Origin of the sequence: Olivibacter sp. LS-1, assembly GCF_008245145.1 — a bacterium.
Lineage (GTDB): Bacteria > Bacteroidota > Bacteroidia > Sphingobacteriales > Sphingobacteriaceae > Olivibacter > Olivibacter oleidegradans.
The window spans coordinates 4,568,765-4,585,668 of the sequence record NZ_CP041643.1 but is presented as its reverse complement, the minus strand read 5'-3'; the positions used below and the strand labels follow the sequence as shown (position 1 = coordinate 4,585,668).

General features: G+C 41.3%; 10 protein-coding genes. 7 read left to right on the top strand and 3 right to left on the bottom strand.

Annotation, left to right across the window (positions count from 1 at the left end):
* Positions 1-149 precede the first annotated feature (149 nt).
* From FKG96_RS18925 to FKG96_RS18900, 6 genes are all read left to right on the top strand, one after another.
* Positions 150-2,135: a sensor histidine kinase gene (locus tag FKG96_RS18925; protein WP_130855349.1), complete on the top strand. Its 1,986-nt coding sequence runs from the start codon at positions 150-152 to the stop codon at positions 2,133-2,135.
* 259 nt (positions 2,136-2,394) lie between these two features.
* On the top strand, positions 2,395-3,315 hold the full coding sequence (locus FKG96_RS18920) for an ROK family protein (protein ID WP_013667524.1): 921 nt from the start codon (positions 2,395-2,397) through the stop codon (positions 3,313-3,315).
* An 11-nt stretch (positions 3,316-3,326) separates the two neighbouring features.
* Positions 3,327-4,643, top strand: coding sequence for a sugar porter family MFS transporter (locus FKG96_RS18915; RefSeq protein ID WP_130855351.1), 1,317 nt, complete (start codon positions 3,327-3,329; stop codon positions 4,641-4,643).
* Between the two features lie 318 nt (positions 4,644-4,961).
* Complete coding sequence (locus FKG96_RS18910) at positions 4,962-6,404, top strand: sialate O-acetylesterase (protein ID WP_242627156.1); 1,443 nt, start codon at positions 4,962-4,964, stop codon at positions 6,402-6,404.
* A 1,242-nt stretch (positions 6,405-7,646) separates the two neighbouring features.
* Positions 7,647-10,019, top strand: a complete 2,373-nt coding sequence (locus FKG96_RS18905; RefSeq protein WP_130855352.1) for a glycoside hydrolase family 127 protein — start codon at positions 7,647-7,649, stop codon at positions 10,017-10,019.
* Between the two features lie 51 nt (positions 10,020-10,070).
* Entirely contained in the window at positions 10,071-12,677 is a 2,607-nt protein-coding gene (locus tag FKG96_RS18900) for an alpha-L-arabinofuranosidase C-terminal domain-containing protein (protein WP_149105851.1), read from the top strand.
* Positions 12,678-12,926: 249 nt separating this feature from the next.
* On the opposite strand, the gene FKG96_RS18895 is transcribed toward FKG96_RS18900, so the two are convergent.
* Together FKG96_RS18895 and FKG96_RS18890 are read right to left on the bottom strand one after the other, a co-directional pair.
* Entirely contained in the window at positions 12,927-15,227 is a 2,301-nt protein-coding gene (locus FKG96_RS18895) for a xanthine dehydrogenase family protein molybdopterin-binding subunit (RefSeq protein ID WP_130855354.1), read from the bottom strand.
* 30 nt (positions 15,228-15,257) lie between these two features.
* Positions 15,258-15,713, bottom strand: a complete 456-nt coding sequence (locus tag FKG96_RS18890) for a (2Fe-2S)-binding protein (protein ID WP_013667517.1) — start codon at positions 15,711-15,713, stop codon at positions 15,258-15,260.
* Positions 15,714-16,024: 311 nt separating this feature from the next.
* Between FKG96_RS18890 and FKG96_RS18885 the strand changes: the two genes are divergently transcribed.
* Positions 16,025-16,369, top strand: coding sequence for an MmcQ/YjbR family DNA-binding protein (locus tag FKG96_RS18885; protein ID WP_130855355.1), 345 nt, complete (start codon positions 16,025-16,027; stop codon positions 16,367-16,369).
* A 43-nt stretch (positions 16,370-16,412) separates the two neighbouring features.
* On the opposite strand, the gene FKG96_RS18880 is transcribed toward FKG96_RS18885, so the two are convergent.
* Positions 16,413-16,886 (bottom strand): thermonuclease family protein, encoded by a 474-nt coding sequence (locus FKG96_RS18880; RefSeq protein WP_130855356.1) that lies wholly within the window; start codon positions 16,884-16,886, stop codon positions 16,413-16,415.
* Positions 16,887-16,904: the final 18 nt, after the last annotated feature.

The following is a 16,904-nucleotide window of genomic DNA, read 5'->3' as shown; positions in this document are numbered from 1 at the left end:
AGCATGATCTAAAAATTGAAAATAACAAGGCTATTCCTTCATCTCTATGTTAAAGGCGAATCCACCAACGGGAGTTTACTTTAAGGAAATTCCATTTTCGGTAAATTTTAAATATTTTTAACGATTGTAATCAATTTTAATTTGCCGATATGCTTCGCAACCTGTTTTGTTTAATCTTTTTTCTAAACTACCTAACTGTATGTCTGGCACAAGTGCCACTTGATCATAGTAAATATAGGGACAGTTTAAATATGGTTTTGAAAGGCACCGCGTCTGATAGTGTTAAAGCACGAACAAGTTTTCTTTTAGCTGAATATTGGTCCGCTAAGGATACAATCAAAGCAAAGCGATACCTTGAACAAGGAACGCAATTGAGCCGTAACTACCCTTATCTACAGGGAATACGTTATTATTTTGAAGGTTCTTTTGAAGAAGAAAGGAAAAAAAGTGAGGACATTTATTTAAAAGCGGACGACGCTTTACGCAAATATACAGGTCGGGATGTTTATTTATTTCGATCAAAAATTTGGCGGAAGATTGGTTTGTGGAAACAATTGGATGATGACGAAAAGGCTTTCACCGATATTTTAGTAAATAAAGCCATTCCGTTTGCCCAAAAGTCCGGCGACTATTCGCTGGTTGGTGATAATTACCTGGCAATGGGGATTGTTTTCAAAAATAAACGGCAACTGGAGAAATCTGAAAAATACTGCTTGAAGGCGATTGAGACATTAAAGGATGCACACGCTGAGCCCGGATTATTGGCGAAAGCCTACGTTACTAATGCTGAAAATTATGTTTTTCTGGAAAAGTACCCGAAGGCAAAAGCGATGCTGGATAGCGCACGTGTTTTACTCGCTCCTTTTCCCGAGTCTGAACATTTTCTGCGCTATTATATGATAGAAGGAATGTACTTTACCGTAGTTAGAGCCCCTGTTAAAGCGCTGAAAAGTTTGGATAAAGGAATCGGATTAGCAAAAAAGCTAAACATGACCTATGACGAGCAGAGTTTGGTGTTCCAAAAATTTTATGTCTACTATGAAAACGGAGACTATCAACGAGCAAAAGAAGTACTTCATCAGCTATTAAATCGAAAGGAATTGATGTCACTTGCCGTAAATAGATTGCAAATTTATGAAGGATTGGCGGAAACGAATGTAAGGTTGAAAGATATGTCTTCTGCTTATAACTGGTTAAAGCAATATAGTGTTTTGAGTGATAGTTTGAATGCGAGTAAACTGAAAAATGATATACACGAACTGGAAGTCAAGTTTAGAAATGCAGAGAACGAAAAGAAAATCAGCGAATTGAAAGCGGAGAATGATCGAACTGTACTGGAAGCCCGTAACAATCGTCTCTTTAACTGGCTATTAGGAGCTTTAAGTCTGGTATTATTGTTAGCTTCCTTTTTCTCGTTATGGTATTACCGGAATAATAAAAAGTTGTCGGAACAAAAGGAACTAAATTATCGACAGCAATTAAAGGAAGCCGAACAACAACGACAGCTTGAGTATAGTTCAGCCTTATTAGAAGGAGAAGAGAAGGAACGTCGACGTTTAGCACGTGATTTGCATGATGGTTTAGGCGGCTTGCTTGCCAATGTAAAGATCAATCTTTCGGGTTTGGAGTCGAGAGCTGAAACCAATGTAATTGTAGAGGATTTAGGCGGCATCATTAATCAGGTTGATGGTTCACTGACAGAATTGCGCCGTATAGCCCATAATATGATGCCTATGGCGCTTATCAAATTTGGTTTAGAGATCGCGTTGGAAGATCTTTGTGATTTCTTTAGAAACGAGGTAACCTACATAAGTTTTCAGGCATTTGCTATACAAAAGGATATACCTGAACAGGTACAAGTGAGTATTTACAGGATAATACAAGAGTTATTGACAAATGCTGTACGTCATGGAAGGGCTAGCCAAATTGTGTTGCAATGTAGTCAAAATGAAAATCGCTTTTTCATTACCATGGAAGATAATGGCAGGGGTTTCGATAAAAGTATATTGAAAACTAAGAAAGGTATCGGCCTGAACAATATGGAGAGTAGAGTGTCCTTTTTGAAAGGAAATCTAGAGATTGATTCAGCAATAAACGAGGGAACTACCGTGAATATAGAATTATCTATACGCTAATTAGCGACCTCGTTATTCTTTTTTCTGAACTTTAAAATGCTTAGCAAAGGTTACCCTGTGTTTTCTGATAAATCCTGATAGATTAGAGCAATTGCCGTTAGAAAATATAGCCTACCTCGAACTCCAATTTACGTTAGAGAACCGTTAGACTCCATTAGATGAATAATAAGATTGAACTCAGAATTAGCATGCGATTATCAATAATATGATTAAATTAGAATGCCAATTTTGGCTTAGCAGATAAAAAATAATTGTAAAGATGCGAAATAAGCCTTATTCATCTATTGAGAACATTGTCATCGCTGCAGATATTGGTGGTTCACATATCACGGTTGCTCCCATCGATATTTCTTTGTCACAAACGGTTTCAGAAGAAACGTTTCGCGTGCGTGTAAATAGTAAGGGAACTCGTGAGGAAATTTTGGATGCTTGGTTAAATGCGTTGGAGACAGCTTTTTCCTCCTTTGATGAACGTCCTGATAAATTAGCCTTAGCGATGCCAGGTCCATTTGATTATGAAAATGGTATTTCCTTTATACGAGGGTTAGATAAATATGAGAGCTTATATGATATCAACATAAAAGAAGAATTAGCAAATACATTAAATTTATCTCATAAGCACGTTTTGTTTAGAAACGATGCAGAAGCTTTTCTGCACGGTGAAGTAGCGACGGGTTTAGTAGAGATGAATAATCGTGTTTTAGGCCTCACATTAGGCACAGGCATGGGAACAGCGTTTAGTCATGTTGGAAAGACCACCGATTTGAACTTGGGAAGTATGACCTACGAAACAAGTATTGCAGATGATTTTTTTACAACGCGTTGGTTTGTAAAACGTTATGAGGCATTAAGCGGAAATAAGGTTGCAAATGTCGAGGCGCTTAGCGAGTTGGTTGAAAAAGATCGGGCAGTGGAAGTACTATTTGAAGAATATGCGGACGGGTTAAGCAGTTTCCTTGCCGATCATATTGCCGGTTTAAAGATTGATACCTTGGTTTTTGGCGGCAATATTTCAAAAGCGAGCCGACTTTTTTTGCCTCAATTTTCTGCAAGGTTAGCCAGTCTCGGCGCTACACCTACCATCAAAATGGCTCAACAAGGGGAACAATCGGCAATGATCGGAGCGGCATTTTTATTTAAGGAAATCGAAGGTTTATATGCACATAAAATAATAGCTTAAAAAAGACGATTATGACTTATCCTACACGTATTGCATTGATTGCAGCTTTAGGGGGCTTCTTGTTTGGTTTTGAAACAGCGGTCATTTCGGGAGCAGAGAGAACAATACAAGAATTTTGGAAGCTTGATGCTTTTTGGCTCGGATTTACAGTTGCGGCCAGTTTGATTGGGACGGTTTTCGGTTCTCTGATCATAGGTTCTCCTGCTCAAAAATACGGAAGAAAGAAAGTACTCATCGGTATTGCTTTATTGTATTTGCTTTCTGCAATTGGTTGTTCAATTGCTCAACAATGGATATTGTTTGTTCTTTTCCGTTTTTTAGGAGGAATTGCTGTGGGAGCGTCCTCTGTGGTAGGACCCATGTACATTGCCGAAATTTCCCCTGCACGAAGTCGCGGTCGACTAGCCGGGATGTTTCAACTTAATATTGTAGGTGGTATACTGATCGCCTACTTGACGAATTATCTACTATCAAATACTGGTGATGACAACGCTTGGCGCTATATGCTTGGTATTATGGCTGTACCGGCCGTGTTATTTTTTGTTTTACTTCAGCTGATTCCCGAAAGTCCGAGATGGTTGGTATTGAATGACCGGGATGAAGAGGCAGAGCAGATCTTCGTTCGACTTGGCGAAAAAGGCGCGTCGCAACTTATCCGTGAGGAGCATCGTTTGGCAAGTGGCGGTACACGCGAAACACTCTTCAACGGCAAGTATAATAAACCCATACTTTATGCCATTTTGCTTGCTATGTTTAATCAGCTCTCCGGCATTAATGCTATTCTGTATTATGCGCCGCGAATTTTTGAAATGGCTGGCTTCAATAAAGCGGATGCCTTTCAACAGTCAGTTTATATCGGGCTCGCTAATTTTCTATTTACAGCGTTGGCCATGACTGTCATCGATCGTTTTGGGAGAAAACGTCTACTGTTGACAGGAACGGTAGGTATGGTCGTGTTTTTAATCTTAACTGCCATCTCGTTCAGTGATCCGGAAGCAGCTGATAAGCATGTTATTGTCTACTTAATTGGATTTATTGCTTTTTTTGCCTTTTCGCAGGGAGCTGTTATCTGGGTATTTATTTCCGAAATCTTTCCGAATTCAGTGCGTTCACAAGGTGGGTCGCTCGGAAGCTTTACCCATTGGATTATGGCCGCTATTATTTCTTGGGTATTTCCCATCATTGTGGAAGGTAGTGCTATGGGAGGCTTTTATTCCTTTGTTTTCTACGGCGCCATGATGTTCTTGTCCTTCTTATTTATCTGGCGGGTTATGCCGGAGACAAAAGGGAAAAGCTTAGAACAGATCCAGAAGGAATTGGGGATTTGATAGGTTTTGAGTAACGATGTTGTTGGCAGTTCAATTAGCAGAATGCTTTAAGGGATATAGTTTGAAGCTGATCTTAGTCAAGGTGACAACTATTATTTGTGTTTCAAAGGTAGGAACTAGGAAGGGCCAAAGGTGCCGCAAACGGTTCATATTAAACTCACCAATGTTTTCTGAGTAAGGGGGCGTCATATATTAAAAGCGGTTGATTGGATTTCGATTTTATGAAAGAAGCATCACGCAATCTTTAAAAGACCGAGGTTTTCATTTTTTTGCAAAAAACTATTATCTTCGATTGTTATCCTCTTATACAATCTGGAAATGTTAAAACACCTTCTTATCAAACGAATGCTGCAACGGACGCTTCTATTGCTGTCAGGTTGCTTTTTAAGTACACTCGCTTTTGCTGAGATTTCGGTCAACAGCTTGTTTAGTGATCATATGGTACTTCAACAAGGCACAACTGTCCCTGTTTGGGGTACATCAACCAAGACGGGGCGGGTGACTGTGCGATTCAACGGACAGGAGCTTAAGTCTAAGGTTTCCAATGGCAAATGGATGGTGAAGCTTAAACCCATGGCTGTTTCCAAGGAACCCTTAACCATGGAAGTTTTTGCCGAAGACACTATACGTATTCATGATGTATTAATTGGTGAGGTGTGGCTTTGCAGTGGGCAATCTAATATGGAACGGCAACTTGGTCCACGTCCACCGCAAAAGCCTATACTTGGTTGGGAAGCAGAGCGAGATCGGGCTAATTATCCCTTAATCCGTCAATTTTATGTGCCGCTGAAGTATGCAGAAACACAACAAGATGATGTTGATGGAAAATGGAAAGTATGCAGTCCAAACACGGTAGTAGACTTTTCCGCTGTCGGCTATTTCTTCGCAGCGGATTTATATAAGCAGCTTGAAGTACCCATAGGAATTTTATTTTCTGCCTTTGGCGGAACACCTGCTGAAGATTGGACAAGTAGGGCAGCTTTGGAGCGTAATCCGGAACTAAATGAGTTGGTTAAAAATTATGTTGAAACCATGAATGTCGGCTATCATCCAAAGGGGCAGTGTGTTTCGGGCTTATATAATGGCATGATCCATCCGCTGCTTCCCTTTGCAATTAAGGGTGTCGCTTGGTATCAGGGAGAATCTAATAATAATCGGGCAGAGCAATATGAAATGGTGCTCACGAATATGATAAAAAATTGGCGCACCGATTTTAATCAAGGTGATTTTCCCTTTTTAATTGTTCAGATTGCACCACATAAAGATATGAAGCCCGAATTAAGGGATGCGCAACGTATGGTAGTAGCACAAGTACCTAATACGGCATTGATTGTAACTACCGATTGTGGAGATGCGATGGATATACATCCGACCAATAAAAAGCCCGTAGGTGAACGTTTGGCACTTGCCGCCCATGCCCTCGCTTACCATGGCAAGGAGGAGTATCAGGGACCTATGTATAGTGCGTACAAAATAAAAGCTGATAAACTATACTTAACATTTAAGCATATTGGAAAAGGACTGGTAAGCCTTCCTCAAGAAGAGAAATTAAAGGGATTTGAACTTGCCGGAGCCGACGGCGTGTATTACCCTGCGATGGCTTCTATCGAAGATACTACGATCGTGTTAAGTAGCGATCGGGTAAAAAAGCCAAAGCAGGCCCGTTATGGTTGGGCAAATGTGCCTGATGTAAACTTTTATAATAAAGACGGTTTGCCGGCATCTCCGTTTATTACCGAAGATGTTAATGAGAAAAATTAGCTCTTTGTTTCCCGACCGCCATTTTAAATTGGTTGATAAATAGAAAACTTATTAAAAAATGCTATCTTGTCTTAGCCTAAATCAATTTTCTTTGGGGTGTCGCAACTAACAACCTTGATTACAAGCTTCTCCATAATCATACTACACCAAGATAAGACAAACGAGGTACTTTCTTCGAGGTGAGTCCAGGGTGAGTCCACATTGAGTCCAGGGTGAGTCCAGGTTTTTATAGCAAAAACCTGGACTCAATGCGGAGATAGTCTTCTCAAATAATGTTTGCATGGAGAAGATGGTAGCTACTTGGTATTAAGAAGGTGTTTGCTGTATTGGATATCCGTTAAAGGCAAGTGAATGGACCTCAAAAAAGTTCTACGAATATACTAAAAATCATTAAAAAACCTGCATTTTAATACTGTACCTCAGGGATTACCTTCGGTGAACTCCTATTGATCGGTTTCGTTTTTATATATAAAGGTGTTTCTATTAAAAGAACATTTATTTTATACATCCCACTTGCTGCGCCCATTGGGGCAAGGTGCTTCGGCTTGTCTATTCCGTTGCAACTCGTGGTCAGATGCCCATCCGTGAATCGGAGCCACCCTCTTGCGCAATGGCATGCCCTTCGTTCGTCGATTCACTCATTACCACCTGCTTCGCACGATAATGGTGAAGGGGCATCTTTGACTGCCGGTTGCTACCTCCACAGACTAGGCCATTGATGCACTTCGGAACGGCAGTGCTGATACCAGGCTACAGTGCGTAGGGCAAAACGGCCTCACAGCATGAGCGTGAAGAAGATTTAGGATAGCCGAGGACAAAAAATCATGTGAAGAAGCGAAGGGGAAGACTGGCGGGAAGGAGCGGCTCCACAGGATTCAACATTGGGCCTAAATCTTTAGCGAAAGGATGTGCAGCCTTGATGTTTGCCTCTCTTTGCATCAAGGTAAAGAGAGATGAAATAAAAAAAATCATCAAGATAAAACGTAAATAAAATTGACTAAAATAAATGTTCTTTTTTAAAGACGAAATCCCTGATTACCTCGGTGAACTCCCGTTGGTCGGTTTCGCCTTTAACATATAGATAAAGGTGTTTATATTAAAAGCGAAATTCTTGCATATACAGCGGGAATTAAGCGTAAATATCCGGTGTTTTTCATGCTTTTATTTGATTTATTGAATAGTATTAATATATTTGATTTATAATTGTTATTGTAACACTTATTTTCTAACCAATTAATACAAATGAGAAGTAACCCACTGTGCTTGGTATCCTCTTTCTTGATCTTTATTAGCTTATGGCTTGGAATGAATCAGCGATCATTGGCTCAAAGAGTTAAAATGGAGCCGTTTCCTTTAGCATCCATACGATTAGCTGCTGGCCCATTAAAGGACGCGCAGGAAACGGATCTCCGATATATATTGGCATTGAACCCGGATCGTTTGCTAGCTCCTTATTTAAGAGAGGCGGGGCTTGAGCCGAAAGCCTCTAGTTATGGTAACTGGGAAAACACAGGCTTGGATGGCCATATAGGGGGGCATTACCTTTCGGCACTATCGCTTATGGCTGCAGCAACAGAAAATCAAGTTATACAGGATAGACTTACTTATATGTTAAGCGAGTTAAAACGTTGTCAGAATCAAGATTCGGACGGCTACGTGGGCGGTATACCGGGAGGCAAGCAAATGTGGAACGACATTAAAAGAGGGAAAATAGAGGCCCAATCTTTTTCTCTAAATGGAAAATGGGTTCCCATTTATAACATTCATAAGCTCTTTGCCGGTTTAATTGATGCATATCGTTATACAGGCAATGAGCATGCCCGGCAAATGGTTCTTAAGCTAGGGAATTGGTGGTTAAGTGTTTTCGGTGGACTTACTGATGAACAGATTCAAACGATATTACGTTCGGAACATGGTGGAATTAATGAAGTTTTTGCGGATTTAGCGCAGATAAGTGGTGATCAAAAATACTTAACCATGGCTAAACGACTTTCGCACCGTGCCATATTGCAGCCCTTAATTGCTGGAAAGGATGAACTGACCGGCTTACATGCCAATACGCAAATTCCGAAGGTCATTGGCTTTGAAAAAATTGCGGCGCTGGCCGATAGTATGAGCTGGGCGAATGCTGCTCGTTTCTTTTGGGAGACCGTCGTAGAACATCGTACCGTATCGATCGGTGGGAACAGTGAAAGTGAACACTTCCATGCACTTAATAGCTTTGGAAAAATGCTATCCTCGCGTGAGGGGCCTGAAACCTGTAATACCTATAACATGATGAAGCTCTCCAAAGATCTTTTCTTACAGGGGCCGGATCGCAAATTCATCGATTATTATGAAAGAGCAACTTATAATCATATCCTTTCATCACAGCATCCGAAGGAAGGCGGCTTTGTATATTTCACACCAATGCGTCCCAATCACTACAGAGTGTATTCGCAAGCGCAGGCTTGTTTTTGGTGCTGTGTGGGTAGTGGTTTAGAAAATCACGGTAAATATGGTGAGTTAATTTATACGCATAGTGGACAGGACCTCTACATCAATCTCTTTATCCCGTCTACATTGAAATGGCAGGAACAGGGCATATCGCTGACGCAGCGTACACGGTTTCCCTATGAACAGAAAAGCAGTGTAACAATTGAGGTGGAAAATCCAAAAACCTTTTCCGTGTTTATTCGTAAACCAAAATGGTTAGGAAAACAACCTATCAACCTATTAGTAAACGGAAAGCTGATAAGCTATCAGGAAGATAAAGAATATTTGAAAATCAATCGTAAATGGGTAGGGCAATCGATTATTACTTTTAATTTACCTATGCAAATCAATGCGGAGCTGCTGCCCAGTGGCGAGCCTTGGGTTTCTTATACCTACGGTCCCATTGTGTTGGCTTCAAAAAATGGAACGGAAGATTTAAAGGGGCTTTTTGCAGATGACAAACGAATGGGACATATCGCTGCGGGAGCATTACTTCCGATGGATGCCAATCCGATCCTTGTACCTGAAAGTGGGGAACTTAATAAGTACGCAAAAGTTCTGGATGCGAATAAGTTGTTGTTTGAACTCGATCACTTATATAAAAATGGCAAAGCAACGAAAGTAACGTTACAGCCTTTCTTTTCGGTACATGATGCGCGTTATACCGTTTATTGGCGTACGGCCGACAAACGGTCATTAGATAGTATTGCCGGTGTTGCACGTCAGCGCGAAGAAGCACAGTTAAAGCTAGATAGACAAACCATAGATGTAGTAGTATCGGGTGAACAGCAACCTGAGTCAGATCATCATATGCAGCAAGAGGATTCCTATACAGGTGTGTTGGGTGATTATCATTGGCGTGCGGCAAGGGGATGGTTTAGTTATGAAATGCTTAACAATGGTCGACAAAGTAAAAAAATAAGCATTAAACATGAACATGATGCAACCGCTTGCTATGAACTATGGATAAATGATAAAAAAGTTTCCGTAACGTCTCGAACGACAGACGCAGAAGGAATTGATATTTCCACCTTTAATCTAGAAGCCGCTGATACGGATCAAGATAAATTAAGGGTAAAAATCAAAGCATGTAATAAAAAAGCTACGGGAAAAATTTTAGAAATAAGGTTGTTGAAATAAGTGAATATTCTTCGTTTGAAAGCTAATAACAAATAAACCGTATACAAATTCATGAAAAAGTACTTGATATTACTTATTGCCTCTACGTTACTAAGCTTGACGCGCGCAGGTGCTGCTGAGATGACGAAAGAACCGGATTCCGCCTATATTTTTGCCTATGCTTCTCTAAAAAATGGAGGACGGAACGGCTTACATTTCGCATGGAGTATCGATCGCAAAAAGTGGCATGCAATAGGACCGGAGTACAGTTACGTCCGTTGCGATTATGGGACTTGGGGAGCTCAGAAACGGATGCTTACACCTTTTTTGTTCTATGGTCCTGATAGCTTATGGCATGCTGTCTGGTCGGTCAACGAAACTGACGGTGTTGTTGTGCACGTAACTTCAAAAGATCTTGTGTATTGGAGAAGACAATCTTATCCTATCTTGATGCAAAAAGAGAATTGTTTGCTTCCCGCTCTTTCCTTTGATAAAGAGCATGGAAAATTTATAGTGGAGTGGAAGAGTACGAATGGGGGAGCCGATGCTACTTATTATAGAAGTAGTACACTTGACTTTAAAAATTATACACCTCCAGAACCAGTTGCTAAAGCTACGTTTGATAATAGGCATACTATACGTTTGGAAAATGGGGAGGAAAATGGAACCGTCCATAAAGTGTCTTGGAATGTAATTAAAGGTTTACTGCAGGCTCAACAGCAAGCAGCCTATGAACAGGAATTATGGTCGGAGAAAACGGCTGAAGATGGTATTCGATTCGCTTCTTTAAAACCAGTCGATGTGGAGGTACAAATTGACGTGGAAAATAAAAAGAAAATCAGTGATTTGCTAATGGGTGTTTTTTTCGAGGACATTAATTATGCTGCTGATGGTGGTTTATATGCCGAATTAGTGCAGAATCGAGATTTTGAATATCGCTTAAGTGATAAAAAAGGTAGCGATACCAGCTGGCATAGTTATAAGGCATGGTCTTTAAAAGGAGAGGAGGGAACATTTAAGATAGATAGCGTAAACCCTTTACACCCAAATAACGTACATTATGCGATTTTAAATATTGAAAAGGCAGGCACTGCTTTGGTCAATGCCGGTTTCGACGGCATTCCATTAAAAGCCGGAGAGCGTTATAATGTCTCTTTATTTGCGAGGAACCCGCAAGAGAAAGCCATAGCGCTTCTAATCCGTTTAATTGATGAGCATGGTAAGCTATTAGGTGAAGCTCGCATTCGGGCTATTAAAGGTAATTGGAGAAAGTATGAAGCGGCGATTTCAGTGAAAGCAGACGCGGCCAAAGCATCGCTGGAGATTATTCCACAAGAGGCGGGGGAAATAGCGCTTGACATGATTTCGCTATTTCCGGAGAAGACTTTTAAAGGGCGGAAAAATGGTTTGCGTGCAGACTTAGCGCAAACCATAGCTGATCTACATCCGCGGTTTGTTCGTTTTCCAGGCGGCTGTGTCGCACATGGAGATGGTTTGGGAAATATGTATCGTTGGCAAAATACAATTGGTCCGTTGGAAGCTCGGGTACCGCAACGAAATTTATGGAATTACCATCAAACGGCCGGGCTTGGTTACTTCGAATATTTCCAGTTTTGTGAAGATATTGGGGCTGAGCCAGTACCGATAGTTCCGGCGGGTGTGCCTTGTCAAAACTCATCCACGGGCGGTGCCGGTCAGCAAGGCGGGGTACCGATGGCAGAGATGGAAGCCTATATACAGGAGGTGCTGGATTTGATTGAATATGCGAACGGAGATACGCATACAGTTTGGGGGAAAAAGCGCGCAGAGGCAGGCCACCCAAAACCATTCAATCTAAAATATATCGGTATCGGTAATGAAGATCTTATATCCGATATTTTTGAAGAACGTTTTACCATGATCTTTAACCGGGTACGCGAAAAACATCCTGAAATAACAGTGATCGGTACGGTTGGGCCAAGTTTTGAAGGTACTGATTATACGGAAGGTTGGCTGATTGCTAATAAACTTCAAGTACCTATGGTGGATGAACATTATTACCAGTCACCGGGTTGGTTTATTCATAATCAAGCATATTACGATAAGTATGATCGATCAAAGGCTAAGGTATATTTAGGTGAATACGCGGCTCATTTGCCAGGTAGGCCTAGTAACCTGGAAACGGCTCTCGCCGAGGCGATACATTTAACAAGCTTGGAGCGTAATGGGGATGTGGTTAGCATGGCTTCCTACGCACCTTTATTAGCTAAAGAAGATCATACGCAATGGAAGCCCGATCTTATTTATTTTAATAACACAGAAGTGAAACCTACGGTCGGTTACTTTGTACAGCAGATATATGGGCAACATGCCGGTGATATTTATCTGCCCACTCAAGTTCGCTTATCCAACACCGAAGAGGCTGTTAAAAAACGTTTGGCTATATCGGTCGTACGTGATACAAAATCCGGAGATGCCATTGTGAAAATAGTTAACCTTTTACCGGTTAGTACACGGGTGGCTTTGAATTTAGAACCGTTAGGCAACATCTCAACTGATGCCTTAAAAATCAGCTTAGCGGGGAATCCGGAAGATGAAGCGCTCAGACCAAAAAGTACGCCGATAGCTGTAACGAAGAACTTCAAAGATGAATTACCTGCCTACTCCTTTACGGTGCTCCGATTTAAGATAGTTGAGTAGTAGAGTAGGGAACTAGATGATTAGCCAATTAGCCAATTAGTTAATTAGCCAAATAGCCAATTATTCGTAAGTGTTTGCTTTTTTCGGCACTCATGAGCTCCCTAAGGTCGGTTAGCCAATTTGATAATGGAGCCTGCTTGCCGCATGTGGGTGCTTAGGGCCTACTGCTTATAGCTAATTGCTATTATAATCACGATATGAAACCCTTCCGTTCCACAAATGGAACGGAAGGGTAGATAACGATATATTTTAATAGCTCCGTTGTTCTTTTAAATCAATAGGTAACCGGTAAATCCTTTTTCCGGTTGCAGCATAGATGGCGTTGCACAAAGCAGGCGTAAAGGGCGGTACGGGAGGTTCACCAACGCCGGTTGGTTTAGCTTCGCTGTCCACAATATGGACATGAATCTGTTGAGGTGACTCGGGCATGCGTACAATTTGATAAGCATCAAAGTTGTTTTGTACGACGGCTCCATTTTCTACGGTGATTTCGCTTTTTAGGGCGATGCTCGTAGAGAATTGCGCACCCCCTTCAAATTGTGATTTAATTCGATCCGTATTGACTGCCGTACCGCAATCTACCGCATAATGCACATGAGGAATATTGATTTTGTTATCCGGACCTACTTTTACTTCCACTATACAAGCAACATAGGTCAGAAAACTTTTATGCGCTGCAAAACCCAGTCCCGAACCCGCAGGTAGTTTTTTACCCCAACCTGCTTCTTTGGCGACTCGTTCTATGACTTTTTTCATACGCGCAGTCTCCCAAGGATAGGTACTGATATCCTCTCCGTAATTACCATATTTTCCATTCACCATCTCCTCATCAAAGGTGATCGAACGATCGTCTCCCAGGAGAGATAGTGCCTGTTGAACGGGGTCTATTCCTCGCGCTTCAGCCAGTTCATCCAACATCGTAGCAATGGCAAAAACCTGTGGAATATTCCGTACCGAACGGAGCCATCCAATTCTTAAATGTGCTTTTGCATCATGGGTTTCCACCCTGACGGCAGGTACATTGTAAGGAAAGTCGCTTGCTCCTTGGCCCAATTCACCGTCGGCAGGTTGTAATACCGACGCATCAAAAGTAGCGCTAATGGAGGGGTAGGCTATATGATGGTTCCAGCCGCTTATTTGATTGTTCTGATCAATAGTGGCGGTAATTCGCTGCACACTCAGTGCATGAAAGAAATCGTGATGCAAATCGTCTTCACGCGTCCATTGCACTTTAATCGGGAAACCGGATTCTTTAGCTAACAAGGCCGCCTCTACGATAAAATCGGGTTTCGATTTCCTTCCAAAACCGCCACCCAATAGGGTTACATTGACTTTTACATCTTCCGCGGAAATTCCTAGAAATTGAGCGATGGCGTCTCTGGCTCCCTGTGGATGTTGTGTTGGGGCCCAAACTTCGCATTTTCCGTCTTTTACCACTGCTAAAGCATTAGGAGGTTCGATGGTTCCATGTGCTAAATACGGAGCTATATAGGTATGTTCAATGACTTTTTTAGCCTGTGCTTTTGCTTGATCAAAGTTACCGCGATTTCTTCTGAGCGTACCTTTTTTCAAAACCTCTTTACTCAGTTCCTCTAATTGTTGCGCGGAGTTGTAAGTAGCATGTTCTCCTAAATCCCAAGTTACGTCTAAAAGGTCCCGACCTTTAATAGCTGCCCAGGTATTCGCTGCAATTACGGCTACACCACTTAAGGGTTTTTCAATCGTAGGCGGAATATCCCCTCCTTTAATAGGGATAACTTTTAGTACGCCAGGCACAGCCAGTGCTTTTTTGTCGTCATATGATTTTACTTTACCACCTAGCACAGGACAGCGTTTAATCACCGCTATTTTCATATTATCGACAACGGCGTCGATGCCAAAAACGGCCGTACCACTAACGATTTCGTGTAGGTCTATGATGGGTGTTGCTTTACCGATCAACGTGAATTGCTGTCTTTCCTTTAGTTTAATGTCTTGTATGCGGGGAATAGGTGAGTTTTTAGCAGATTCTATTAATTCTCCAAAATCAATTGCTTTACCGGAGGCTTTGTGTACAACTTGATTTTTAGCGGTATCGCATTCCTCAATGGGGACTTGCCACAGCTTAACTGCCGCTTGAATTAGCAATAATTTGGCAACCGCACCGGCCTCGCGCATAGGTTTATAAAACATTCTCACAGAAAAGGAACCGTCGGTGTTCTGGCTTCCATATTTCTTTTCATCCCCCTCTGCTTGTACAATGCGAACTTTATGCCAATCGGCCCCTAGCTCGTCTGCTACAATAAGGGGAAGTGAGGTGCGTATACCTTGTCCCATTTCAGAACGATGGGCAATAATGATCACTTCTCCTTTAGATGTAATCTGTAGGTACACATTGGGAGCGAGGGAACTGATCTTTTCTCCTTTCTCATTGCAGCTGAAAAAACTAACGCCGAGGGCGAAACTGCCCGCAAGCATACCGCCTATTTTTAGAAAATCTCTTCTTGATGCTTTAAAGATTTGTGAACTTACGTTCTTCAGGTCTTTTTTATCGAATGTAGGTATGTTCATATTGTTGATTGCCTTGGTTGATAATAAAAACTATGCGCCGGCGATACTTAAAATAGCTGTTTTTATGCGATTATATGTACCACATCGACATAAGTTACCTTGCATTGCTTGTTCGATTTCCTGCTCCGAAGGGCGGGGATTACTTTTTAACAGCGCTACCGCATTCATGATCTGGCCAGTTTGACAATAACCGCATTGCGGTACAACATACTGCTCCCAAGCCTTTTGAACAGGGTGATCACCATGATCCGAAATTCCCTCGATGGTGGTGATTTTTCCCTTTCCAACTGCTGATATAGGGAAACTGCATGATCGAATAGCGGTGTCATCTAAATTGACCGTGCAGGCACCGCACAGTGCTTTGCCACATCCAAATTTTGTTCCCCGCATACCCAGTACATCTCTTAAAACCCATAAAAGCGGCATGTCGTCCATTACATCCACCTCGTAGGTTTTATCGTTTACCAGAATTGAATATTTTGCCATGTTGTTTATAAGTTGAGTGTTTACAATGTTGATAGCCGTCACCTTATCTTTCTTAAATGGATCAGTAGGAAGTTAAACGGTAATGGGCTTTTGTCTATCAATATGAACAAACTTAAAAAATAATCTCCGTATTTTATCGCACTTTTTACTAACTAATTGCGAAGTGTAATCGTCTCCAATGCCTGAATTGGATAAGATACAGTCAATGAATGGAATTATATAATTAGCACTGAATTTTAATGATGTCACAATTGTTTTGTATATCCAATCTGTTTTGAGTAAATTTATTTAACATCTTAAGATTCCTCATTATGGTTACTATCCGTCAATTCAGAGAATTAGCTTTATCACTTCCTGAAGTAATGGAACGAGCACACTTTGATAAAGCATCTTTTGTAGTTAATAAAAGGATTTTCGCTACACTTTCTGAATTCGAAAACAGCGCATGCGTTAAACTTTCGGAAATCGATCAATATGTTTTTTCCTCATTTAACAAATCCAGTATTTATCCAGTGCCAAATAAATGGGGTAAGCGGGGATGGACCTTTCTACTGCTTGATCACGTTGAAGAGGAGCTTTTCAAAGACGCGGTAATAACGGCCTATTGCAATATTGCACCTAAGAGGTTGGAGGAACGAGTGAAAAACAAAGAATAGGAAAAATAAAAGCTGCCGATCATTGATCGACAGCTTCATAAAATCAGGCTGCATGCTTCCTATATAACCAGGGAGCAACCGGCTTGTTCATGCGCCATAAGCCTCTTCTTTTTTGCTTTGCGTTTCTTTCAAGATCAGCAAATTCTTTTGAATGATCAAAGCTAAGATAGTGCCATGCAAGTCCTGCTTTCAGCAGCTCTTTATTTAAATTTTTTCCATTTGGTAGGATAACGATACCGACTTTACGACCATAACGATCCGCTTGTTTTATTTCGACTCTTATCACTTGCCGAAAGCAACGGTCGGCTGTAAACTGCCTCGCTATCATACCATAGTCTTGACGGCGTTCAGGGCAATCAATACCATATAAACGGATTTTCAGTTGTTGTTTATTTTCATCTAAAAGGGTAATGGTATCCCCGTCCGCAATCCGAATGACTTTGCCTGTCACCCATGTTTGACAAATGGCAATAGTAGTGAAGAAGAGGAAAAAGATACCGCTCGTTATATATTTCATCTTTCTGCGATACAATTC

Coding starts and splice junctions, on each gene's coding strand:
- FKG96_RS18925 (WP_130855349.1), top strand. CDS start 150: ATGCTTCGCAACCTGTTTTGTTTAATCTTTTTTCTAAACTACCTAACT.
- FKG96_RS18920 (WP_013667524.1), top strand. CDS start 2,395: ATGCGAAATAAGCCTTATTCATCTATTGAGAACATTGTCATCGCTGCA.
- FKG96_RS18915 (WP_130855351.1), top strand. CDS start 3,327: ATGACTTATCCTACACGTATTGCATTGATTGCAGCTTTAGGGGGCTTC.
- FKG96_RS18910 (WP_242627156.1), top strand. CDS start 4,962: ATGTTAAAACACCTTCTTATCAAACGAATGCTGCAACGGACGCTTCTA.
- FKG96_RS18905 (WP_130855352.1), top strand. CDS start 7,647: ATGAGAAGTAACCCACTGTGCTTGGTATCCTCTTTCTTGATCTTTATT.
- FKG96_RS18900 (WP_149105851.1), top strand. CDS start 10,071: ATGAAAAAGTACTTGATATTACTTATTGCCTCTACGTTACTAAGCTTG.
- FKG96_RS18895 (WP_130855354.1), bottom strand. CDS start 15,227: ATGAACATACCTACATTCGATAAAAAAGACCTGAAGAACGTAAGTTCA.
- FKG96_RS18890 (WP_013667517.1), bottom strand. CDS start 15,713: ATGGCAAAATATTCAATTCTGGTAAACGATAAAACCTACGAGGTGGAT.
- FKG96_RS18885 (WP_130855355.1), top strand. CDS start 16,025: ATGGTTACTATCCGTCAATTCAGAGAATTAGCTTTATCACTTCCTGAA.
- FKG96_RS18880 (WP_130855356.1), bottom strand. CDS start 16,886: ATGAAATATATAACGAGCGGTATCTTTTTCCTCTTCTTCACTACTATT.